This is a genomic window from Francisella sp. 19S2-4, assembly GCF_036281795.1.
In the GTDB taxonomy this organism is placed as follows: Bacteria; Pseudomonadota; Gammaproteobacteria; order Francisellales; family Francisellaceae; genus Francisella.
On sequence record NZ_JAWUZH010000028.1, the window covers coordinates 1 to 21877 of the forward strand.

Consider the following 21877-nt stretch of genomic DNA (forward strand, 5'->3'; position numbering starts at 1 on the left):
TGATTCTAAGGAACAGCTAAAGCTAATTAGACACTGGGTTAGAGAGAGTTTAAAGTAAATTTATCTAGGACAGCCCTATTTGTTTTTCTTTTATTATATGTAGAGGTGACTGTTCAAAGAAAATTGTATTCAACCAAGTTCCATTCATATTACTATAATTTTGCAAATTAGGGAGATCCTCTAAAAATAAAACAAAGTGCTTTTTTATAGTATTATACTCATCTGGAATATCATCATTTTTTAATGAGATATGACAATTATTAGGAACATCTTTGGTAAATTTATATCCATCACTAAATATAAAGCTAATTTGCATATTCTCTTGAGAGTATTCTACTTTTTTCAAATATGGTTTCATACAGCAAACACTCATAACTTATTCAAAACCTCACAAACCTCTTCAATCACTCTACTAGGAAATATCCCAATATAGCCACCTAGCTTTTTCACTAGATTATCTCCAGCTAAACCATGGATATATACAGCTAATCTACTTGCTGATAGAGTATCTAAACCTTGAGCTAAAAATGCTCCAATAATCCCAGATAATACATCGCCTTGCCCTGCTACTGCCATACCTTGATTACCTGTAGCATTGATATAGATTTGATTATCTTTACAAATTAGGCTTCCAGCTCCTTTTAGTACGACTGTAGTATTATATTTTTTAGCTAAAGCTCTAACTGCAGCAAACCTATCATCTTGAATTTCTTTGGTAGTACAACCAAGTAATCTTGCTGCTTCTGCTGGATGTGGTGTTATTATTTTATTTTCTAAATTAATAAACTTTTCTCTAATTTGCTGATTTGTTGCGATTATATTTAAAGCATCTGCATCAAAAATTGCAGGTTGAGTTTTAAAATTAATTATAAGTTCTAAGACTTGTTGAGAATCATCGGTTGTATCAAAACCAACACCTACTACCAAAGCTGAGAAAGTATTTAGATTTTTAGGAATATCATCTAGGGATTTTGTCATTAGTTCAGGCATAGACATATCAGCACGAAAGTCTTTATCTAGAGAGACCATTGAGATCTTACCACAACCACTATATAGTGAACTTTTACCAGCTAACTGCAAAGCCCCATTCATACCAACATTACCACCAATTATAGCTAGATTGCCATAAGTACCTTTATTAGTATTTTTCCTTTTTCTAAGGATATTATCGAGATTTATATCTTGAATATGATTTTTATAAACTTGATACTCTGACTGGCTAATTTTGATGTTTTCACTATTAATTAACTCTTTAACAGTTATTTTACCAGCATAATCTAAACCATCTCCAGTATGTAGCCCTTGCTTATCTGCTAAGAATGTAATTGTCTGTCTAGCTTGGGTTGCCTCACCGTAAACTTTAGCATTAAAAGCACCTAAACCACTTGGTACATCTATTGCTAATATATATTTCCCATCTTGATTTATAGTTTTGACAATCTCTAAAATATCCCCTTCTAGATTCCTATCTAATCCTATACCAAATATTCCATCGATTACGACATCATAACTACTAATATCTGGCAACTTTTCTAAAGGAGCTTTTAACTTTGAAAACTCTTGATAATAGTTTTGATTGTCTTGATTTCCTTTTGGAAAAACTCGATAAACGTCAACATTATAACCTTTATTATAGAGTTTAATAGCAGCAGCAATTCCATCACTACCATTATTACCTGAACCTACGATTACTAATACTTTATTCTGTTTATCAAATTTAGCACAAATAAGTTTAACGATTTCATCTGAAGCATTTTCGATTAGGTTTAATCCTTGAGAAATAGCATATTCTTCAATTTCACGATTCTGTTTTTCTGTTAGAAAAGTCATATCTATAGACCTAAAAACTATTCTATATTAAATATAATAAGCTAAAGATATAAACTTTGATATGATGAATTTTTATAATCTTCTCTCAGGAGGTTTTTTCATAAAAGATTTATTTGGAGTACCTTTGAAACAGTTAATAATATAAGGATATCCTTTGGTAACATAGTATCCATAATGACCCTCATATGTCATACCATTACATTTGTCTAAATCACCACTATCTGGTACATATTGATAATCATCGATAAACTCTCCTGTATATTTTCCACCAGGGCTATCTGGAGCATCCGGACGATTACCTTTTCTTAGTTGATAACTAGATTTAACAGCTACAATCTTATCATCTTTTTTAATATAACTACCATAAATTGGAAAACCATCAGCTGCAAAACCTATCACTGGAGATTCAACTGATGAGTTATCTTTAAATAATGCATTAGGTGAAGCATGATAATGATAAGTTCCGTCAGGTTGAGAATGTGCATGATGACTATCCATTATAAAATCTGAACCTTCATATGCTGGATTATAACGCCACTTTGTATTTGGATTAAAGCAACCGATCTTACCATCACCCACTCCATAACAACCTGCTGCGAGCAGATCTACCTTAACACCATTAAGCATAACTGCATTATCCATTCTTAAAGATAAAGGCGTTAGTTTGTCTAATTGTTTTGGATTTCTAGAAACTATAAATATCTGATATTGTGGTACTACTTTATTTGGAAAAGCTCCCTCTTTAGCATCATCATAAGCATGATTAGGGATACCATTACTAATAATAATACAATCCTCACTATTAGTTTTTATTGTCATATATGATGAGTTTTCTTGACCTAGATTAGCATCATTTGCAATAGCAAAATAATTACCCTTATAACTACTACAATAAGGAGATCTCTCTGATAAGATTTTATTAGTAATATTTACTCCATCATTATCTCTTATAATATAACCATACTGATTTGATGAATGTTGATGTTCGTGAGCTATACAGACAATAGGAGCGATTAATATTATTAAACCAAATAGCTTTAAACTTTTGTGACTTTTCATATTTAATCCCAAATTAGCTTATGCTAATAATTTAAATTTACACTTAAAAAAATTTTAAATCAAAGACAAATTAGTATTTTTAGAAATATAAGACAATATTTATTAAGATTAGATATCCCAACGCTGAACAGCTTCAACACTATCTGTTGGTCCAGTGTTAAAACATATTTTTGCAGAAGTTGCATGCTCATGAACGACGTTTACTAGCTTTTCAAATAGAAGAAAACAACTATCATCCTTACGCACGCCAGCACCTATCAAAATAATATCAAAAATGTTGTTAGAAAGGATATTACAAACCTCTTTAACGGCTGTTGCCTCACTAGTGATATAACCCATATGTGCATCATAGCCGATATCGTTTAACTTTTGTAAATCTCCCTCAAGAACACTACGAAGCTTTTCTGGATTCATTCCAGGATATCTTGAATAATCTACTGACTCTGGATTCCACCCTACTAAAAGTATTTTTTTCATACTCATTCTTATCTCCTTTTATTTATATACTCAGTCCAATTGTACGCTTTAACAATAAAGCTTTTATTCCTCTATCTAAAAACTAATTATTTTTTACTTATAAATAAAACTAATATACCAAATAAATAATATTGACTTAACATCTTATCAGAGGAATGAAATAATTATGCCCGCTTTTTAGCAAAAAAAACAATAAAGAGGGAATCAATGATAAAAACTTTTTTAACATCTTGTACACTTATACTATTTTCAACAACAAGCTTTGCTTATCTTGCACATGAGGTAGAATATCAAGAAGACAGTTCTTTTGCCGCTCCAGAATTATCATTAGCAGATTAATCCCAATACTAAGATATTTATATAATTAATTAAATATATTTAATATATACGATTAAGCTAATATAAGATTTACTCGAAACTTAACGTTTTTAAAAAAAGATCTACTTTATTAAGCGTCTCAATATCATGATGAATTTCTCCATGATTTTTATGCAAAATTATTCTATCATCACTATTTATAGCAAATACAGAATCTATCTCAACTAATCCATCATTATCTTTATTAAAACAAAGCCTTGCTAAAAGGTTAAATTTTGAGTGCTTATTGCCTGCAATTAAGCCTACTGGAAATTTAGCAGATACCTTATTACACACATCAATATAGCTATCAGTGACTTTTAACTCTTTATTTGGTTTTAATATTCTAGAATAAAAAGGAATCTTGTCGCCAAAGTCAGCAATTTTTGAACCCCTAAATGGCGTAGCTATGAACACACATTTTTCAATATTTTTAAGCTGCAATTTATCTATACATTTACAAACTATTATCCCTCCCATACTATGGGCTAAGAAAGTAATATATTTTGTCTTTGGAATATTTTCTATTACTTGACATAACTTAGTAACTGCAACATCCATAGTTACAAAAGTAGTCGGTAAATCTATAGATATAATCTCATCATAATGCTGTTTAAAAAAGCCTGCTAAAGTTCGCATGTCTTTACTATTTTTAATAAAGCCATGAACTAGAACCATCACTTTGTCTGTTTTCATCTATTAACAAACATTTATATATTTTTAGAAATTATAACCAAATCCGATTAAATTATCTTTTAAAATAATATTTGGTTCATTAAAAGTTATATAACCACTATAGATATCTTTCGCAACCCAATCTAAAGGATCAAGATCAGCTACCGTGATATTTTCAGCTAATGCAAAACTTGCTGTAGCTAAAATTCCCGCAGGTGACTCCATCATACAGCCTACCATACATGGTATACCAGCAGCATCTGCAAGCTTTTTAATTCTTTTAGCTTCTAGAATGCCTCCAGATTTTGCAAGCTTTATATTTATCATATTACAAGCTCTTTCATCTATGACTCGTTTAGCATCATTAGCGTCAAATACAGACTCATCAGCAACTATTGAAATATTACTAAATTGGGTTATTTCTCGCATTGCTGAAATATCATAGTATTTAACTGGCTGCTCAATTATCTCAACATTTAAACTATATTTATTTAGCTCTTCAATAAACTGTTTCGTCTCTGCTACACTCCAGCCTTGATTAGCATCAAACCTAAATTTTATGCTTCTATCAAACTCATTATCAAGAGCTTTAAGTAACTCTATATCCCTATTATAGTCTGCACCAGTTTTAACTTTAATTGCTGTAAAATTAGCTTCTACACCATTTTGAACATTTTCAACTGTCTCAGCAACTGTACCACAACTTATAGATACATCTGTTTCAATAATATTATTTTTAGCTCCGAGAAAATTTGCTACAGAAAGATTTTTTTGTTTTGCCAATAAATCATGAAATGCTAAGTCAATAGCCATCTTTGCAGCTGGATTAAACATAACTCTTTTAAAGGCTTGTTTTAGAGTTTCTTCATAATCAGCTAAATTAGAACCTTTAATAACTGGAGCAAAGATTTCATTAGTAATATATTGCATACTTTGTAATGTATCACCAGTAATTGCGGTTGTTGCAGGTGCTACGCCGTAGCCTTTGATCCCATTATCTAGAATTAACTCAACAACTAACGCATCAATATGATTTGTACTTCGTACAGCTGTTACAAATGTTCTTTTAAGAGCTATTTTTACTATAGATGTTTTTATATCTACTATTTTACTCATATTGCGAATCCTGAAAGTATTTTAGCAACAATTAAACCACCTTGAGTCCCTACTAAAAAGCCAAGTAATGCCATAACCACAGCTATAGAAACTAAACTTCTACTATAAGCACTTGCTAAGATAGGAGCCCCTGCTATACCACCAATATTAGCTAATGATGCTATAGAACACATTGCTAAATTTAATTTAAATATCTTAGCTATAATTGTCATTATTATAGCATGAATAACTAAAATCATTATTCCACAAGCTATATATATTGGAGCCTCGGAGAATCCTTTAAATGATGATCCTGATGCTATTAAAGCTACTAAGAAATATAAAAATATACTCGCAATAATACTATCACTTCTTATTTTAGCTATAGGTGTCATTGCTCCTATAAACCCTAAGAAAGTCACTATTAAAATAGTCCAAGTCTTTGTCGAAATAAGTGCAGTTTGAGGTAAATAAGTTGCAACTATACTTGAGATATCTGTAGCTGTGAATGCTATAGCTAACAATAAAAAAATACCTACAAAATTAATATCTCCTTTGAGATTATAAGGATCTTGAATATCAACCTTACTAATATGTTCATCTAATGATCCTGCTTTTGTCCATTTATCAAAAACATTTGCTCGAGATATAAGAGCAAATAAAAATGCAAACCAAATAGTATAACTTATTGAATCTGTCAGAAGGATATATCCCATCTGATTGTCTGGAGTATTAAGAGCTTGCTTAACTGCAATCATATTACCAGTACCACCCATCCAGCTAGCTGATAATGCTGAGAACCCTTTCCAAGCATCCGGTGATATATGTTTACCAATAGTTAAATACATAATGATAAAAGCAATCATTATACTAATGCTTGCCCCAAAAAATGCTATTAATAATTTTCTTCCGAGCTTAATTACAACTCTAATATCACAACGAATAAGCATCAGAAATAACATTATAGGTAATATTATTCCTTCAAGTTGAGATTTAGTTTGTTTAATCTCTATAGAATTTGTATTCCATAAACCAAATATTGATAATACTACTATCAAAAAATATATTATTACAATAGCTGGGAAATACTCAAATATTTTTGACTTAGACTTACTAGAGATAAGTACAATTACACTACATATTAATAGTAATGATGATATATAAGAAAGAGATGATGAAATCACTTTTAACTCCTGAATTATTTTAGATTAAAAAATATTATAAGCTTAAATTTTTAGTTACGCATATGCATACTAATCTTTAAAATTTTACTGAAGCAAACTTCTAAAGCCAAGTATTCTATAGCTATATGTTAATTAGGTAAGTATTTAGAGAGTTTATATACTAAGAAAAATTAATCTTTTAAAAAATTTTCAATATCAGGAATTATATCTTCAGGAATTGTCTTTGGCGCATATCTTTGAACTGTTTTACCATCTTTTGAGACTAAAAACTTAGTAAAATTCCACTTTATTCTTTCAGTCCCTAATATTCCTTTAGCATGTTCTTTTAAATAGTTAAATAAAGGTTCTGAATCTTTACCATTAACTTTCGTTTTTTGCATAATAGGGAATGTAACATGAAAATTAGTTTCACAGAATTCTTTAATTTCATCATCACTACCAGGTTCTTGTCCACCAAAAGAGTTACAAGGAAATGCTATAATTTCTAATTCTGGATACTTTTCATGCAAATGTTGTAAACCTTTATACTGTTTAGTAAAACCACATTTACTAGCCACATTAACAATTAAAAGAACTTTATTTCTTGGTAAATAAAATTCTGTTCCATCATTAGCTATAAGCTTAAATTTATAAATAGACATATACTACTTTTACCTCACCTATATATTTTATTAAAAACTTTGATCTGCAGTTTGTAAATCCTGCGTATTTAATATATTAAAAACTTGATCTACTAACTTAGGAGAAACATCATATTGTATTGCAAAAGATGTTCGTGTTTTTTCTAATGAACTATCCTTAAATGGATCATAACTTGGTAGATTTTGTTTCTTCTCAAGTTTTAACATTTTTTTACGCCATCCTTTACGTTCAGCTATTAATTGAATAATCTGCTGATCGGCATTTATAATTTTAGTTCTATAACTTTCTACAGATGGTTGTTTGGCATTATTATGAGCCATAGCAAATGACGAGCAAAAGCAGACAAAACTTAAAACAATTACTGTAATTTTCTTCATTATTATTTATAAAATGTAAAATATTATTTTTATAATATAATGTTTTATAAAAAAATTTAAAAGTCTGAAATAAGTAAAAACATAAACAAAATAACTTGTATATTTTTTTAAAAGTAAAATTTTATAGAATATTAAGCTTAAAAATATGATTACAATATATTTGCCTCAGCAAAACTCTTTACTTTCTTGACTATCTTATTTTTGATTTCGTCTTTAGCAAAAGCAGCTTTTGCAGCATTTAAATTCATCACAACTATATTTGAAAAAGACAAATTATTTTTCTGATGTGCTAAAGTATATTCATCCGTAAGAGTTATACCTTCTAACATTAATCTATCATCCGTATTTAGAGCTATACTAATTTCATCACCGAGCATTCTTTGATATGGGTGATTTTCAAAACTATCTACTAGTCCTAATGCTAGATTGCTACTTACATTTGACTCAATATGTATACCTCTGTCAATAAATAGTGCTATAGTTTCTCTTAAAGTATCAGTATCTGTAGTTTTATAAAGATTACATGCGTGACCAATTCTCTTTGCTCCACTTAAAATACTATCTTTAATGTTTTCAATATTTGAGAATTCACCACTATGAACTGTAAAACTAATACTATTTTGTTGTAAAAACTCCACAGTTTTAGGTAATGTTTGGGATAGACTTCCATCAATATCCATACCCGCAAAGTCATAGCCAACAACTTCATCATGTTTAATACATAGTTCAGCTATCTCTAAATTAATATCATCATCAAGATGATACATTCCACATACTAATATACCTGAGTCTATACCATACTCATGCTTCGCTTTATCAAATCCTCTAGCTATACTTTTGATAATCTGATCATATGTTAAACCTTTTGCTGTGTGAAAATAAGGACAAAACCTTGCCTCTACATAGATTACATTATCTAAAGCATGATCTTGTGCAAACTCAAAAGCAACTCTTTCAATACTTTCTTCTGTCTGCATAACAGCACATGCTATATTAAATGCATCAAAGCATTTATTAAAATCTTTAGATGAGAACTGCTCATAAAACCACTCTGCGAGTTCTTTCTCTGAGCTCTTAGGTAAATTTATATTATATTTTCTAGCTAAATCGACGATAGTACTAGCTCGTACACCGCCATCAAGATGATCATGAAGTACGACTTTAGGAATTGAAAATATCTTATCTCTCATAGTTTGAACTTATACCTTTACTTATATTTATTAACTTCTTAAATAATGACTTCCTATACTCTCTTTTCTTGCTAAAGCACTTTGTATGGTAAGTTTAGCCATTTTTAAAATTTTTCTATAGTTTTCTAAATTAATGTCTAAGCTATCTAAAACAGTATCATTATCTATAGCACTTTCAAACAAACTAACTTGTCGGTAAGCCTCTTCTAACTCAGACTGTCTTCTAACCAAGCCAACATTATCCCACATTATTTGTCTAAGCTCAGCTATATTTTGAGAATAATCTTTTTTTGAGTCAAACAACTCTAATGTTCCATTATTTTGAACAAAAGTTTCTTCAAGATTGTCCAGTATATGTTTACTAGCCTCTAGTGCGTATACAACACACTCTAATAAGGAGTTGCTTGCCAACCTATTTGCTCCATGTAAGCCAGTACAAGAAACTTCTCCAACAGCATATAAACCCTGGATAGCTGTATGTGAATTTTCATCAACACTAATTCCACCACAGCTATAATGAGCTGCGGGAGATATCGGAATTCTATCTATAGTTGGATCTATATTATTATCTAATAACTTCTCATATATATAGGGAAATTTATCTTGCCACTGACTAGTATTTAAATGAGTCGCATTTAGATAGATATCTCTACCAGCTTGCATATTTATATAAATCTGTCTAGCTACAATATCTCGAGGTGCAAGATCTTTTTTTTCATGGACTGACTTCATAATCCTTACACCTTTTTCTGTCTCTAAAACAGCTCCACTACCTCTAATAGCTTCAGAAATTAAAATAGGCTTACCCTCTTTGCCAAAAAAACAAGTAGGATGAAATTGTGTAAACTCCAAATTTTCCAACTTACAGCCAATATCATATGCCATAATCATTGCAGCGCCTGTACCAGCTGTATAATTAGTTACATATTTATATAATCCTGATGCGCCACCAGATGCTAATATGACTTTTTTAGTTATAAATTTAACTACTTGATATTTAGTATCATAAGCATATACGCCTATACATTTATTATCCTTTTTTATTAGTTTGAATGCTTCATGTTCTGAATATATAGTTATATTTTGAAAACTGCAAAGTCTCTCATATAATTTCGATATAATTGCTCTTCCAGTATAATCTTTGATATGTAATATCCTTGGTAACGAATGCCCTCCTTCTAAGTGTAAGCTATAAGTTCCATCATTTTTTCTATCAAATTCAACGCCATGTTGTTCAAGCCATTTTATTGAATGGTTTGAGTTTTTTACAACCTGCTCTATACTTTGAAGATTTGCAATATTGCCACTTGCAATATAAGTATCACCAACATGTGACTCTATAGAGTCTTCCTTAGAAATTATTGCTGCTATACCTCCTTGAGCATATGAACTAGCACAAAAATTAACAGGCTTATTACAAATAACAGCTATATCTAAACCTTTCTCAGCTAATTCTATAGCAGCAACTACTCCAGCTAAGCCTCCGCCAACTATAGCAATATCATGGTTTTTAGTAATCATTTTTATATCTGAACCTGCATAGATAAATCTATAGCTTTAATGTGCTTAGTAAGTGCTCCTACAGATATAAAATCAACTCCTGTTTTCGCCATTTCTAGTATAGAATTACTATCAATATTACCAGAAACCTCTAATGCAACTTTATCTTTAGCAAGACCAACAGCTGTGTAAATGTCTTCTATTGGAAAATTATCCAGCATAGCAATATCTGCTCCAGCATTTATCGCTTGGTTTAACTCATCTAAACTTGTAACTTCAACTTCTACAACTTTACTACTATCTAATTGTTTAGCTTTTGCAACAGCTTGAGATATACCACCAGTAGAACGAATATGATTTTCTTTGATCAAATAACCATCAAATAAACCTATACGATGATTAAAACCACCTCCACATTTAACTGCATATTTCTGTGCTAAACGAAAACCAGGAATAGTCTTACGAGTATCAAGTAGTTTAGTTTCATAGTTAGATATTAGTTTAACTAGATTATTTGTAGCTGTAGCAGTTGCCGAAAGCATTTGAATAAAATTTAACATAGTCCTTTCAACTGTGAGAATACTTCTAGCATTGCCTTTTAATTCAAATATTTTCTGACCTGCTGGGATTTTTTGAGCATCATCATAAAACCATATTATTTGAATATTTTTATCAACCTGTCTTATAACTTCATTAGCAAATTGTTGACCACAAAGAATCATATCTTCACGAGTGATACAAAAAGCTGTAGTATTAATATCCTGAGCTAATTGTGCTGTGATATCACCACTATCTACATCTTCTGCTAAAGTTTCTTTTACTAATCTTTGAATAAGATTACTAGGAACTTCAGCTATTTGATTATTATTTAGCATTATTTTAGACATTGAACTTTCCTAAAAATTTATCATTCTATTTAGAGGGATAAGAGCTTTCTGTCTCACATTTTCATCTACAAAAATTTGATTATTTTGCGATACTAAACAATCTCTTAAATTCTTCAATTGATTTAACTTCATCCATGGACATTTAGCACATGATTGACAAGTAGCTCCACGACCAGCTGTAGGAGCTGGAATGAACTCTTTATGTGGTGATAACTGCTTCATTTTATAGAAAACACCAGTATCAGTAGCAACTATAAATTTATCATTATCCATATTTTGACTAGCCGCTATTAGTTGTGAAGTAGAACCAACAGCATCAGCTCTTTTTACAATTTCAGCTGGAGACTCTGGATGAACTAAAACAGCAGCTTCTGGATACTCTAACATTAAATCATCTAACGCTTGGGCTTTAAATTCTTCATGTACAATACAGCTACCATCATATAATAACATATCAGCACCTGTTTGTTTTGCGATCCAATCACCTAGAAACCTATCTGGTCCCCATAGAATTTTTTTGCCTTGCTTATGTAGATAAGAGCAAATCTCTAGAGCATTTGAAGAAGTAACAGTCCAATCAGCTAAAGCCTTTATCTCTGCTGAAGTATTCACATATACTACAACAACCCTATCTGAATGCTCTTTTATAAACTTCTCAAACTCACCATTATTACAACTTAAATCTAATGAACATTCCGCCTCTAAAGTTGGCATTAGGACTTTTTTCTCAGGACTAAGGATTTTAGCTGAGTCGCCCATAAATCTTACACCTGCTACAATTAAAGTATCATTATCACTTTCTAAGCCAAACTTAGCCATCGCAAGAGAGTCTCCAACAAAACCTCCCGTTTGCTCTGCTAACTCTTGGATTTCTGCATCCACATAATAGTGAGCTACCAAACAAGCATTATTTTGTTTTAATAAATCTTTTATTTCATCAATATACTTTTGTTTTTCAGCATCTTCAATCTTTAAACTAGGTAACTCAGTCCTAGCCTGTGATATTTTTTCTTTTATCAGTTTTTGATTTAACATCCAAATGCTCCTTTTTTAACTTTGGATATTTTCTTCGAAATATTTACATAATTGCTCTAAGGACTGACTAAAATCATCATTAACTAGCTGATAATCAAACTCACTTGCATGAGAAATCTCAGCTTCAGCTTGGTCCATTCGATAGTCAATAGTCTCTTTAGAGTCTGTATTTCTAGATTCTAAGCGCTTTCTTAACTCATCCATAGAAGGCGGAAGTATAAATATACTCTTTGCTTTAGAACCATATATTACTCGAGTTTGTTGAGCTCCCTGCCAATCAATTTCAAGTATTATGTTCTTACCTTCAGCAAGTAATCTATCAATTTCTGCTTTTGATGTCCCGTAGTAATTTTTAAAAACTTTAGCATATTCAATAAAGCCGTCTTCTTTAAGTATTTCTTCAAACTTTGGGACCGAAACAAAGTGGTACTCTTTACCATTTGTTTCACCGGCTCTAGGAGCTCTAGTTGTATGAGAAGTAGCTACCGCAAAATTCTCTTTACCTATTTTTGTTTCTAAAAAAGCTTTTAATAAAGAACTTTTACCAGCACCTGATGGCGCAGAAACTATAAAAATATAGTTACTCATTTGTAAAAATTATAATTAGATAGATAGTTTGATGAATTATACAGGTTTCATTAAACAAATAGAATAAACTCAACTAATTTTATATATTACTCTTTAAAAAAAGATTAATATTTTATGATGTATATCTTAATAAATATTTGAAAATATAAGCAAAAGCTTGCTTTTAGAAAATCTGATTTTTTATTGAGCTGTAATATTTAATTTTTTACCTGCAACCCATACTTTTTTAAGATGTTCTACAACTTTTGGTGATAAGTTTGACGGTAAATCTACTAAAGTATGATCTTTCTGAATAGAAATATTACAAATATGTTTACTATCGATATTTCCTTCATTAGCTATAGCACCTACAATATTTCTAGGCTGAACATCATTATCACGTCCAACTTCAAGCTTGTATGTAGTTAAATCAATATTCACACTTCTACGAGGCTTTCTCTCAGATCTATCAAAACGGCTATTTCTATCGCCACCACGATCATTTCTGTCATTACGGTCGCCTCTACTACGCTCAAATCTATCATTATCTCTACGATTATCACGTAAGCTTCTATCTCTACGAGGCTTATCATCTCTAGCTTGAATTTCTCTAGGGAAAAAAGACTTCTTATCTTGAGCAAGTAATGTTAATACAGCTAAAAGCTCATCTGAATCAAGCTCTAACTCATCACGAATACTTGTGATAACATCTTTATATTTATCTAAAGATTTATTTTTATCTATCGCTGAAGTTATTCTAGCTTTAAAGTTCTCTATTCTACTATCTGCTAAATCTTTTGCACTTGGCATAAAGACTTCTTGCATTGGTGAGCCTGTAAATTTTTCTAGGATACGTAAGAATCGCATCTCTTTTAGAGGAACTAAAGAGATAGAAGTACCTTCACGACCAGCTCTACCTGTACGACCGATTCTATGTACATAAGTATCTGTATCACCAGGCATATCATAGTTAATTACATGAGAAATTCTCTCAAGATCAATACCTCTAGCAACCACATCCGTAGCTACTAAGATATCTGATTTAGCACTTCTAAATTGATCAACGATATACTCTCTTTGAGATTGTTGCATATCACCATTTATAGCTGCAACTTTATATCCAAGAGCTTTTAAATTATCAGCGACTTCTATAGTGCTAGTCTTAGTTTTAACAAAGATAATAACACCATCAGTTTCTTCAACTTCAAGTAATCTATCTAAAGCATCTATTTTTCTAAAACCTTTAATCACTATAAATTTTTGAGTTACAGTGTTAGCTGTTTTTGTTTTTGCTTTTACTTGAATTTTACAAGGGTTTCTAAGATATTCCTGTATAATATCAGCAATATCTGTAGGAATTGTTGCTGAGAAAAGTAACCTTTGACATTCATCAGAGACATGACTTAATACAAATTTTACATCGTCAATAAAGCCCATTCTAAGCATTTCATCAGCTTCATCTAATACTAGCGCTCTTAGATTATCTAGTTGTAATGTACCTTTTTCTATATGATCCATCACACGACCTGTAGTACCAACTACTACCTTGACACCCTTTTTAAGAGCTCTAATTTGAGAACCATATTCTTGGCCGCCATAGATACATGCAACATCAAGATTTGGAACATTTTTTGAAAAAGCCTCAAATTGCTCAGCAACTTGTATAGCTAATTCTCTAGTTGGAGCTAATACTAAAACTTGTGGAGCTCTATCTCTAGAGTCAAAGTCCATATTATTTATTAGAGGTAATGCAAATGCTGCTGTTTTACCTGTACCCGTTTGTGCTTGTCCTAGCACGTCTCTACCCGATAAGATATATGGAATAGCATACTGTTGAATAGGTGTAGGATTTTCATACCCTAATTTAATAACAGTATCTACGATATCTTGACTTAGTCCAAGCTGACTAAAATCTTTTTTAGTTTCAGAATTCATTTTTATCCGTAATTTTTATTATGAGAAATCTTATTAATAATTTGAAAATTATAAGAAATTTAAATTATCCGCGAGATGTAATTTCTAATAGATGATAACCAAATTGAGTTTGAACTGGACCATGAACTTTATTTAGTTCATCGTTAAATACTACCCTGTCAAATTCAGGAACCATTTGCCCTTGAGAAAAAGTACCTAAATCACCACCTCTAGCACCAGATGGGCATAGAGAATGCTTTTTAGCAGCTTCTTCAAATGTGATTTTACCTTCAGTTATGTCCTTTTTAATTTGTTGACACTCAGATTCTGATTGCACTAGTAAATGCCTAGCTGAAGCTTTCATAATTATAGTTCCTTGTTTTTTGATTTAACTATTAATAATTACAATGCAAAGGATACATTATTTAAGAGAAATATACAACTTTATTAAGAGCTAGCTATTGGCCTAGATTACGAAGTTTCTTACCAGATACAAGATTATCTTCAATTTTTTCTAAACTAACACCTTTTGTTTCTGGTACAAATAATTTTAAGAAGACTATTGCGATAATACAGAATATAGCATAGCTAATAAATATCATTGGCTTACCCCAAACTCCTGCGCCCATTATTACATTTGAATATGCTACAACTATCCAAACAAAAGTCCAGTTAATAATAGTTGTAATAGTCATACCAAACTCACGGACATTTTGAGGAAATATCTCTGAACAGATAATCCATGCTACAGGTCCCCAAGAACAAGCAAAACCAAAGATATAAACCAAACATGCAATCAATAATATATATTTAGGGAATTCTGAATTAATATGAGCAACATCAATAGCATAAAAACATACAGCCACAACTATAAGAGCTATCGCCATTATTAAAGCACCTACTGTTAATAGCTTTTTTCTACCCCATTTCTCAACCCAACGAATCGCAGGAAATGTTGAAAGAAAGTTTACTAAAAATACAGCTAACCCAGCGAGGATAATATTTAACCCAGCTCCTTGAAGAAAGCTTGGTGCATAATATATCATAGCGTTAATACCTACTAATTGTTGGAACATTTGAATTACCACACCAACAATAAGTATCTTCCAGAAGAAGCCTTTACTTAATACTTGTTTGACAGAATGAGACTCTTGCTTATCATTTTGACTCATCTCTAGAATTTCTCTATCAATCTCATCCTTGTTTCTAAGTCTTGCTAATACCGCTCTTGCCTCTCCTTCTCTATCTTTCATCATAAGCCATCTAGGACTTTTAGGTAAAAAGAAACAACCTACAAACATTAGAAAAGCGAATAATGTAATAACACTAAACATTAAAGTTAACGATATTTTTGTATGTCCAGATGTTTCAACAATCACAACGTTAACCAAGCATATCAAGAATATACCAAATGTTATCATTAGTTGGAATAATGATGACATCGCACCTCTTATTTCTTTAGGTGCTGTCTCTGCTAAATATAAAGGAGTTGCAAAAGAAGCTAGACCAACACCAAACCCAAGTATAAACCTACAAGCAGTAAGTATATTTAAAGGAGGTAAAAGAGAAGATACTAAAGCTCCAATAAGAAATGAAAATCCAGCAATCAATAATGTATTTTTTCTACCAAAATATCTAGTAAAAAAGCCGCTACATATTGTACCTAAGATACCACCATAAGCTAATATAGCATTAAATTTACCCTCAGCAATACTTCCAGGCTCCATATTATAAATATGATCGAGCGTTGTTCCTGCATTGGCTATAAACCCTTGGTCTAAACCAAATAGCAAACCTCCTAATGCTGCTATTATAGCAATTAGAAATACTATCCTTTTATATTCTTTTTGTGCTTCCATTATATCTCCATTATTTTTAATAAAATTTATTAACGACCAATTTTTGCTAAAGACTTACCTGCTCTGAGATTATTTTCAATTTCCTCTAGAGAAACATCTTTTGTCTCAGGCACAAAGAATTTAACGAATAACACACAAACCATACAAGATATCGCAAAACCAAAGAATGTATTATCTGGATGGAATGTTAACCAAGTAAGAGCAAAATTACCAATAATAGCATTACAGATCCAGTTACTCATAGTCGAAGCTGTAACACCAAAGTCTCTACCTTCTATAGGCTGAATCTCTGAACATAAAATCCAAATAACTGGTCCCATTGATATCGCAAAACCAAAAATAAATAATAAACAGAATATTAAGGCAGTCCATTGTAAAGCTTGCGATAAAACCATAGCTTGACCATAAACAAAATGTGTTTTAAATATAAATCCTACCACAATACAAGAGATTATAAGTAAACTTAATCCAAAGTATAAAATTGGCTTACGGCCAAACTTATCAACATATTTAATAGCTAAAAATGTTGTTAACATATTTAATAACCCAATAACAATCGTAGATGTCGAAGGATTAGTAAAACCTGCTAATTTAAAGATATCTGTTGAGTAGTACATAAACGCATTCATACCAGTAAACTGTTGAAATGCTTGAAGAGCTATACCCAACAACACCACTTTTATAAAAAACTTTTTCTTAAGTAAAGAAAATATACTTACGCCTTGATGAGTAGTTTGCTTAATTTCTTTATGCTCTTCTAATGCTTTTACTTCACAAGATCTTATTTTTTTAAGAACTAAAGCTGCTTCCTCATCATTACCTTTCAAAACAAGCCATCTAGGACTTCTTGGCAAAGTTAAGCAGCCAAAAAACATTATTACTGAAGGAACAGCTAACACTGATAGCATAATTCTCCAAGAGCCTGTATTTTCTAGAGCAGAGTTTGTTAAAAACACCAAAAATAAACCAATTGTTATCATTAATTGATATAAAGCTATCAAAGCTCCTCTGAACTCCTTTGGAGCTATCTCAGATAAATATAAAGGCGCTATAAATGATGCTATACCAACTGCTACACCTAATACAAACCTAGAACCAATAAAGATTTCATAATTAGGAGAAAAAATACCAACAATTGTAAAAATAGAGAAAATAGCGGCCGCAATTAGCAATACTTTTCTACGACCGTAATGCTTCGATAGAAATCCACTAACTAAAGCCCCACAAGCAGCCCCAAGTAGTAAAACACTAGAAACATGACCACTTTCGGCAACACTTAAACCAAAAGTTTCTGATATAAAAGTTAAAGAACCATTTACATAACCAATGTCCATACCAAATAATAATCCAGCTAAAGCTGCTATTATAGCCACGCGAATGACTACAAAATTTATTTTATTTGTATTTTGCATATCCTATTTCCTATATTGTTTAAATATTAAATTTAGTTAATACATCATAATTATGATGATATACTATACATAAAATACAAAACAACATTTTTTATTACAAATGCCTATCAATATTTCACAAATGATTTCTCAAATAAAGTTATCTCACCGTAGAAAAAACATATTAACTAACGAATGGATCTTAGTATCACCTCATAGATTAAATAGACCTTGGCAAGGCCAATCTGAAGAAACTCAGAAGAATTCTCTACCTGAATATGATGAAAAATGTTACTTATGTCCTAGCAATACTAGAGCAAATGGTGAGACAAATCCAAACTTCACAGAAACATTTGTTTTTGAAAATGATTTTTCAGCTTTATCTAAAGAAAAAATATCTAAAGATCTTGAGGTAAATGATGATCTATTCCAAGTTAGTGGTGCTACTGGTATTGCAAAAGTTATCTGTTTCTCTGCAAAACATAATCTCACGATGGCTTCAATGCAAGAGCAAGATATAATTAAAGTGGTTGATCTCTGGTCTGATGAAGTAGCAAGCTTAAGTAAAAAATACCAATGGGTACAAGTTTTTGAAAATAAAGGCTCTATTATGGGCTGTTCAAATCCTCATCCTCATGGACAAATATGGGCTTGTGATTTCTTACCTACAGAAGCCCAAAAAGAGCAACTTTCTCAAAAAGAATATTTTGAGAAAAATAAGTCAAATATGCTTCTAGATTATGTAAATAGAGAAATTAATGAAAAAGAGAGAATAGCTTATCAAAATAATGATTGGATAGTTGTTGTACCATTTTGGGCGACATGGCCGTATGAAACATTACTTTTACCAAAATTTAAATGCTCACACCTCAATCACTTAAACTCCGAGCAAAAAAAATCTCTAGCAAATGCTCTTAAGCAGTTATTGGCAAAATACGATAAACTCTTTGATACATCATTTCCTTACTCTATGGGATGGCATGGCTCAATAGACGCTAAAGAAAGTGATTATTGGCAACTTCACGCACATTTTTATCCACCTTTATTACGTTCTGCTACTGTTAAAAAATTTATGGTCGGTTTTGAAATGCTTGGTGAGTCTCAAAGAGATATTACACCTGAGCTAGCAGCACAAGTATTAAGAGAGCTATAATTATGAGTTGTATTAAAGATAATTTAGTTAGCCGTTTTAAAACACTATACAAAGCCGATCCTGAGATGTTTTTTTCACCTGGTAGAGTTAATTTGATAGGTGAGCATACTGACTACAATAATGGCTTTGTAATGCCGTTTGCTATAGATAAAGGAACATTTATTGCTATTACGAAAAGAGATGACAGTATAATTAATGTTTATAGTGAAAACTTAGATGACTCCGCTTCATTTAATATAGATGATATAAAACAAGTACTATCTAATACTTGGCAAAACTATATAAAAGGTACTATAAATATTATTAAAGATGAGTTCTCAGCTGATATTAAAGGTGCTGATATTTATATATTTAGTGATTTACCTTTTGGTGCAGGACTATCTTCGTCAGCTTCGTTAAATACAGCAATAGCGTATGCTTATAATGAAATTTACAAGTTGAATATCTCTAAACTTAACCTTGCAAAAATTGCACAGAAAGTAGAGCATGACTACATAGGTACTAAATGTGGTCTTATGGATCAAATGGCATGCATATTTTCACAAAAAAATTCTGCAACCATGATTGATTGTAATAATGATAATTATACAAATATCCCTTTTGAGCTTGATGAAGTATCTATATTGATTGCTGATACAAATATAAAGCATAACTTAGCAGAGTCTGCTTATAATAAACGTAGACAAGTCTGTGAAAATGTTGCGAAATTTAATAATATAAAATCACTAAGAGAGCTAGATACTCAAAAACTTGAGCATACTAAAGCCAATTTTGTTGAAGAAGATTATAAATTAGCACTACATGTCTTTACAGAAAATCAAAGAGTAATTGACGCTACTAAAGCAATGCAATCTAAAGATTGGCAAAGCTTAGGAAGGTTAATGTATCAATCACATAATTCGCTAAAAAATGACTATAAAGTTAGTTGTGATGAGCTAGACTATCTAGTTGACTTATCAAGAGAGTTTGATGGAGTTTATGGAGGTAGAATGACTGGTGGTGGTTTTGGTGGTTCTACAATACATCTTTTGCCAAGTAAGATTGTTAAAGAATATAGTAATCACCTAGAGAAAAATTACTATGCAAAATTTAATATAAGACCAAACTTTTATATCTCAAAAGCTTGCCAAGGAACACATAAAATCTAAAATATCTTTCTAAGCTTATCTACTAAGTTACTTTTTTCTTGTTCTGTATATGGCTTAGATTCAATATTCCCCCATACTGGAGCTGGCCAAGCTGGATCAGTTTCAAAGCGCCCTACCACATGTAAATGCATCTGACTAACTACATTACCTAAGGTTGCTACATTTAACTTATCTACTTTATATTCTTTAATAAGAAACTCAGAGAGTTTATTCATTATCTTATTCACATTGTACTGAACCGAATCATCAAGCTGATACCACTCGGTTCTATCTGTAAAAGGTACTACTATAAACCATGGTACAGTAGAGTTATTCATCACTAAAACTTTACAATCTAAATATTCACAAACTTCAAAAGTATCAGCTTCTAAGCGCGCATCTAGTTTAAACATAAAAAAGCTTCCTTATTTTTTCTAAATCTTGTTGAGTATCAACACCAGCTGGAGTCGGTTTTAGAGCTTGATCAACCGCTATTTTATAACCATTATATAAAACTCTAAGCTGTTCTAAAGCCTCATAGTTCTCAATAGGTGATACAGTCAATTCAGCATAATGCTTTAAAAAACCTACTCTATACGTATAAATACCTATATGTCTAAAAAATTCTGAGATATTAACTTCTTGATTTTCAGAATATCCCCTTTCAAAAGGAATAGAAGCCCTACTAAAATACAAAGCATAATTATTCTTATCAAACACTACTTTAACGTTATTAGGATTATATATATCTTCAGCATCTGAGATTCTTTCACAAAGAGTTGAAACTACAGCATCTGACTTATCAATAAGCAGCTGTGCTGCTTGCTCAATATTTTCAACAGGAATTAAAGGTTCATCACCTTGTACATTAACAACGATATCATCATCATTAAATCCTAAACTAGTAACAGCTTCAGCAATCCTATCTGTGCCAGATTCATGATCATCCCTTGTTAAGATTACTTTTGCACCGAATCCTTCTGCAACTTCTTTAATCTCTTGAGAGTCTGTGGCAATAATTATGCTATCAAACTTTGACTTTGACACTTGCTCATAAACTCTTTGAATCATTGGCTTACCAGCTATATCAGCAAGCATTTTTCCAGGTAGACGAGTTGATTTAAGTCGTGCTGGAATTACAACATGGATATTAGCCATACTTTTTCACCTCTTCAAGAGTTAATTTTTTTGCTTCTTCAACTAACATTACTGGAATATTTTCTCTAATTGGATAGGCTAGCTTATCAGCCTTACAAATTAAAACTTTATTTTCTTTATCATAATGTAAATTTGATCTACATACTGGACAAACTAATACATTTAAAACTGAATGATCCACTATTTCACCTCGATTATAAATTCATACTTATCTTCTACTTGTTCTGCTTTAACAAGTATATAATCATTTACCTTACACCAAGCAGGTATATCATGCATAGTGCCAGGATCAGTACATACAACTTTTAACTGTTCTCCTGAAGCCATGCTTCTTAAAGCATTTTGTGTTTTAATCACAGGCATAGGACATAATAATCTTTCAAGACTTAATTCTTTCATA

24 protein-coding genes are annotated in these 21877 nt (G+C 31.3%); 2 read left to right on the forward strand and 22 right to left on the reverse strand.

Annotation, left to right across the window (positions count from 1 at the left end):
- Window positions 1–64: 64 nt before the first annotated feature.
- From R8535_RS07095 to R8535_RS07180, 18 genes are all read right to left on the reverse strand, one after another.
- Complete coding sequence (locus R8535_RS07095) at window positions 65–358, reverse strand: hypothetical protein (RefSeq protein WP_329497890.1); 294 nt, start codon at window positions 356–358, stop codon at window positions 65–67.
- 11 nt (window positions 359–369) lie between these two features.
- Window positions 370–1830, reverse strand: a complete 1461-nt coding sequence (locus R8535_RS07100) for an NAD(P)H-hydrate dehydratase (RefSeq protein WP_329497888.1) — start codon at window positions 1828–1830, stop codon at window positions 370–372.
- 72 nt (window positions 1831–1902) lie between these two features.
- The gene (locus tag R8535_RS07105) at window positions 1903–2889 is read right to left on the reverse strand and encodes a YHYH protein (RefSeq protein WP_329497886.1); all 987 of its coding nucleotides are present in this window, start codon (window positions 2887–2889) and stop codon (window positions 1903–1905) included.
- A 108-nt stretch (window positions 2890–2997) separates the two neighbouring features.
- Window positions 2998–3372, reverse strand: coding sequence for a hypothetical protein (locus tag R8535_RS07110; protein ID WP_329497884.1), 375 nt, complete (start codon window positions 3370–3372; stop codon window positions 2998–3000).
- Window positions 3373–3774: 402 nt separating this feature from the next.
- Entirely contained in the window at window positions 3775–4419 is a 645-nt protein-coding gene (locus tag R8535_RS07115; RefSeq protein ID WP_329497882.1) for a lipase family alpha/beta hydrolase, read from the reverse strand.
- A gap of 24 nt (window positions 4420–4443) precedes the next feature.
- Window positions 4444–5514, reverse strand: a complete 1071-nt coding sequence (locus R8535_RS07120) for a dipeptide epimerase (protein ID WP_329497881.1) — start codon at window positions 5512–5514, stop codon at window positions 4444–4446.
- The gene (locus tag R8535_RS07125) at window positions 5511–6677 is read right to left on the reverse strand and encodes a DUF819 family protein (RefSeq protein ID WP_329497879.1); all 1167 of its coding nucleotides are present in this window, start codon (window positions 6675–6677) and stop codon (window positions 5511–5513) included. Before R8535_RS07125 ends, R8535_RS07120 begins: the two co-directional genes overlap by 4 nt.
- Window positions 6678–6847: 170 nt before the next feature.
- Window positions 6848–7318: a glutathione peroxidase gene (locus R8535_RS07130; RefSeq protein ID WP_329497876.1), complete on the reverse strand. Its 471-nt coding sequence runs from the start codon at window positions 7316–7318 to the stop codon at window positions 6848–6850.
- 30 nt (window positions 7319–7348) lie between these two features.
- Complete coding sequence (locus tag R8535_RS07135) at window positions 7349–7639, reverse strand: chorismate mutase (protein WP_329497896.1); 291 nt, start codon at window positions 7637–7639, stop codon at window positions 7349–7351.
- 206 nt (window positions 7640–7845) lie between these two features.
- Window positions 7846–8886 carry an adenosine deaminase family protein gene (locus tag R8535_RS07140; protein WP_329497875.1) on the reverse strand — a complete coding sequence of 347 codons (1041 nt, stop codon included), beginning with the start codon at window positions 8884–8886 and terminating at the stop codon, window positions 7846–7848.
- Between the two features lie 30 nt (window positions 8887–8916).
- Entirely contained in the window at window positions 8917–10407 is a 1491-nt protein-coding gene (nadB, locus tag R8535_RS07145; RefSeq protein WP_329497874.1) for an L-aspartate oxidase, read from the reverse strand.
- A gap of 2 nt (window positions 10408–10409) precedes the next feature.
- On the reverse strand, window positions 10410–11273 hold the full coding sequence (gene nadC, locus R8535_RS07150; RefSeq protein WP_329497872.1) for a carboxylating nicotinate-nucleotide diphosphorylase: 864 nt from the start codon (window positions 11271–11273) through the stop codon (window positions 10410–10412).
- A 9-nt stretch (window positions 11274–11282) separates the two neighbouring features.
- Window positions 11283–12308, reverse strand: coding sequence for a quinolinate synthase NadA (gene nadA / locus R8535_RS07155; protein ID WP_329497871.1), 1026 nt, complete (start codon window positions 12306–12308; stop codon window positions 11283–11285).
- Between the two features lie 15 nt (window positions 12309–12323).
- Entirely contained in the window at window positions 12324–12896 is a 573-nt protein-coding gene (gmk, locus tag R8535_RS07160; protein ID WP_329497869.1) for a guanylate kinase, read from the reverse strand.
- Between the two features lie 180 nt (window positions 12897–13076).
- Window positions 13077–14810, reverse strand: coding sequence for a DEAD/DEAH box helicase (locus R8535_RS07165; RefSeq protein ID WP_329497866.1), 1734 nt, complete (start codon window positions 14808–14810; stop codon window positions 13077–13079).
- Between the two features lie 64 nt (window positions 14811–14874).
- On the reverse strand, window positions 14875–15153 hold the full coding sequence (locus tag R8535_RS07170) for a peptidylprolyl isomerase (protein ID WP_329497864.1): 279 nt from the start codon (window positions 15151–15153) through the stop codon (window positions 14875–14877).
- Window positions 15154–15247: 94 nt separating this feature from the next.
- A complete protein-coding gene (locus tag R8535_RS07175) occupies window positions 15248–16648 on the reverse strand; it encodes a sugar porter family MFS transporter (RefSeq protein WP_329497863.1) in 1401 nt (466 codons plus the stop codon).
- Window positions 16649–16677: 29 nt separating this feature from the next.
- Entirely contained in the window at window positions 16678–18060 is a 1383-nt protein-coding gene (locus R8535_RS07180) for a sugar porter family MFS transporter (RefSeq protein WP_329497861.1), read from the reverse strand.
- 106 nt (window positions 18061–18166) lie between these two features.
- Here R8535_RS07180 and R8535_RS07185 point away from each other — a divergent pair, with 106 nt between their 5' ends.
- Both R8535_RS07185 and R8535_RS07190 read left to right on the forward strand, forming a co-directional pair.
- Window positions 18167–19192: a UDP-glucose--hexose-1-phosphate uridylyltransferase gene (locus R8535_RS07185; RefSeq protein ID WP_329497894.1), complete on the forward strand. Its 1026-nt coding sequence runs from the start codon at window positions 18167–18169 to the stop codon at window positions 19190–19192.
- Window positions 19192–20340: a galactokinase gene (locus R8535_RS07190; protein WP_329497892.1), complete on the forward strand. Its 1149-nt coding sequence runs from the start codon at window positions 19192–19194 to the stop codon at window positions 20338–20340. The genes R8535_RS07185 and R8535_RS07190 overlap by 1 nt, the downstream gene beginning before the upstream one ends.
- On the opposite strand, the gene R8535_RS07195 is transcribed toward R8535_RS07190, so the two are convergent.
- From R8535_RS07195 to R8535_RS07210, 4 genes are read right to left on the reverse strand one after another with little or no spacing between them, the layout of a single operon-like run.
- Window positions 20337–20732, reverse strand: a complete 396-nt coding sequence (locus R8535_RS07195) for an HIT family protein (RefSeq protein WP_329497859.1) — start codon at window positions 20730–20732, stop codon at window positions 20337–20339. The two genes, R8535_RS07190 and R8535_RS07195, sit on opposite strands and share 4 nt — an antisense overlap.
- On the reverse strand, window positions 20725–21477 hold the full coding sequence (gene kdsB, locus R8535_RS07200) for a 3-deoxy-manno-octulosonate cytidylyltransferase (protein ID WP_329497857.1): 753 nt from the start codon (window positions 21475–21477) through the stop codon (window positions 20725–20727). The genes R8535_RS07195 and kdsB overlap by 8 nt, the downstream gene beginning before the upstream one ends.
- On the reverse strand, window positions 21470–21658 hold the full coding sequence (locus R8535_RS07205) for a Trm112 family protein (protein ID WP_329497855.1): 189 nt from the start codon (window positions 21656–21658) through the stop codon (window positions 21470–21472). The genes kdsB and R8535_RS07205 overlap by 8 nt, the downstream gene beginning before the upstream one ends.
- Window positions 21658–21876, reverse strand: coding sequence for a sulfurtransferase TusA family protein (locus R8535_RS07210; RefSeq protein ID WP_329497853.1), 219 nt, complete (start codon window positions 21874–21876; stop codon window positions 21658–21660). Before R8535_RS07210 ends, R8535_RS07205 begins: the two co-directional genes overlap by 1 nt.
- Between the last annotated feature and the right edge of the window lies 1 nt (window position 21877).

What these genes read in the sequence shown, in the direction of transcription:
- R8535_RS07095 (WP_329497890.1), bottom strand. Translation starts at nt 358, where the DNA reads ATGAAACCATATTTGAAAAAAGTAGAATACTCTCAAGAGAATATGCAA.
- R8535_RS07100 (WP_329497888.1), bottom strand. Translation starts at nt 1,830, where the DNA reads ATGACTTTTCTAACAGAAAAACAGAATCGTGAAATTGAAGAATATGCT.
- R8535_RS07105 (WP_329497886.1), bottom strand. Translation starts at nt 2,889, where the DNA reads ATGAAAAGTCACAAAAGTTTAAAGCTATTTGGTTTAATAATATTAATC.
- R8535_RS07110 (WP_329497884.1), bottom strand. Translation starts at nt 3,372, where the DNA reads ATGAGTATGAAAAAAATACTTTTAGTAGGGTGGAATCCAGAGTCAGTA.
- R8535_RS07115 (WP_329497882.1), bottom strand. Translation starts at nt 4,419, where the DNA reads ATGAAAACAGACAAAGTGATGGTTCTAGTTCATGGCTTTATTAAAAAT.
- R8535_RS07120 (WP_329497881.1), bottom strand. Translation starts at nt 5,514, where the DNA reads ATGAGTAAAATAGTAGATATAAAAACATCTATAGTAAAAATAGCTCTT.
- R8535_RS07130 (WP_329497876.1), bottom strand. Translation starts at nt 7,318, where the DNA reads ATGTCTATTTATAAATTTAAGCTTATAGCTAATGATGGAACAGAATTT.
- R8535_RS07135 (WP_329497896.1), bottom strand. Translation starts at nt 7,639, where the DNA reads ATGGCTCATAATAATGCCAAACAACCATCTGTAGAAAGTTATAGAACT.
- R8535_RS07140 (WP_329497875.1), bottom strand. Translation starts at nt 8,886, where the DNA reads ATGAGAGATAAGATATTTTCAATTCCTAAAGTCGTACTTCATGATCAT.
- nadB (WP_329497874.1), bottom strand. Translation starts at nt 10,407, where the DNA reads ATGATTACTAAAAACCATGATATTGCTATAGTTGGCGGAGGCTTAGCT.
- nadC (WP_329497872.1), bottom strand. Translation starts at nt 11,273, where the DNA reads ATGTCTAAAATAATGCTAAATAATAATCAAATAGCTGAAGTTCCTAGT.
- nadA (WP_329497871.1), bottom strand. Translation starts at nt 12,308, where the DNA reads ATGTTAAATCAAAAACTGATAAAAGAAAAAATATCACAGGCTAGGACT.
- gmk (WP_329497869.1), bottom strand. Translation starts at nt 12,896, where the DNA reads ATGAGTAACTATATTTTTATAGTTTCTGCGCCATCAGGTGCTGGTAAA.
- R8535_RS07165 (WP_329497866.1), bottom strand. Translation starts at nt 14,810, where the DNA reads ATGAATTCTGAAACTAAAAAAGATTTTAGTCAGCTTGGACTAAGTCAA.
- R8535_RS07170 (WP_329497864.1), bottom strand. Translation starts at nt 15,153, where the DNA reads ATGAAAGCTTCAGCTAGGCATTTACTAGTGCAATCAGAATCTGAGTGT.
- R8535_RS07175 (WP_329497863.1), bottom strand. Translation starts at nt 16,648, where the DNA reads ATGGAAGCACAAAAAGAATATAAAAGGATAGTATTTCTAATTGCTATA.
- R8535_RS07180 (WP_329497861.1), bottom strand. Translation starts at nt 18,060, where the DNA reads ATGCAAAATACAAATAAAATAAATTTTGTAGTCATTCGCGTGGCTATA.
- R8535_RS07195 (WP_329497859.1), bottom strand. Translation starts at nt 20,732, where the DNA reads ATGTTTAAACTAGATGCGCGCTTAGAAGCTGATACTTTTGAAGTTTGT.
- kdsB (WP_329497857.1), bottom strand. Translation starts at nt 21,477, where the DNA reads ATGGCTAATATCCATGTTGTAATTCCAGCACGACTTAAATCAACTCGT.
- R8535_RS07210 (WP_329497853.1), bottom strand. Translation starts at nt 21,876, where the DNA reads ATGAAAGAATTAAGTCTTGAAAGATTATTATGTCCTATGCCTGTGATT.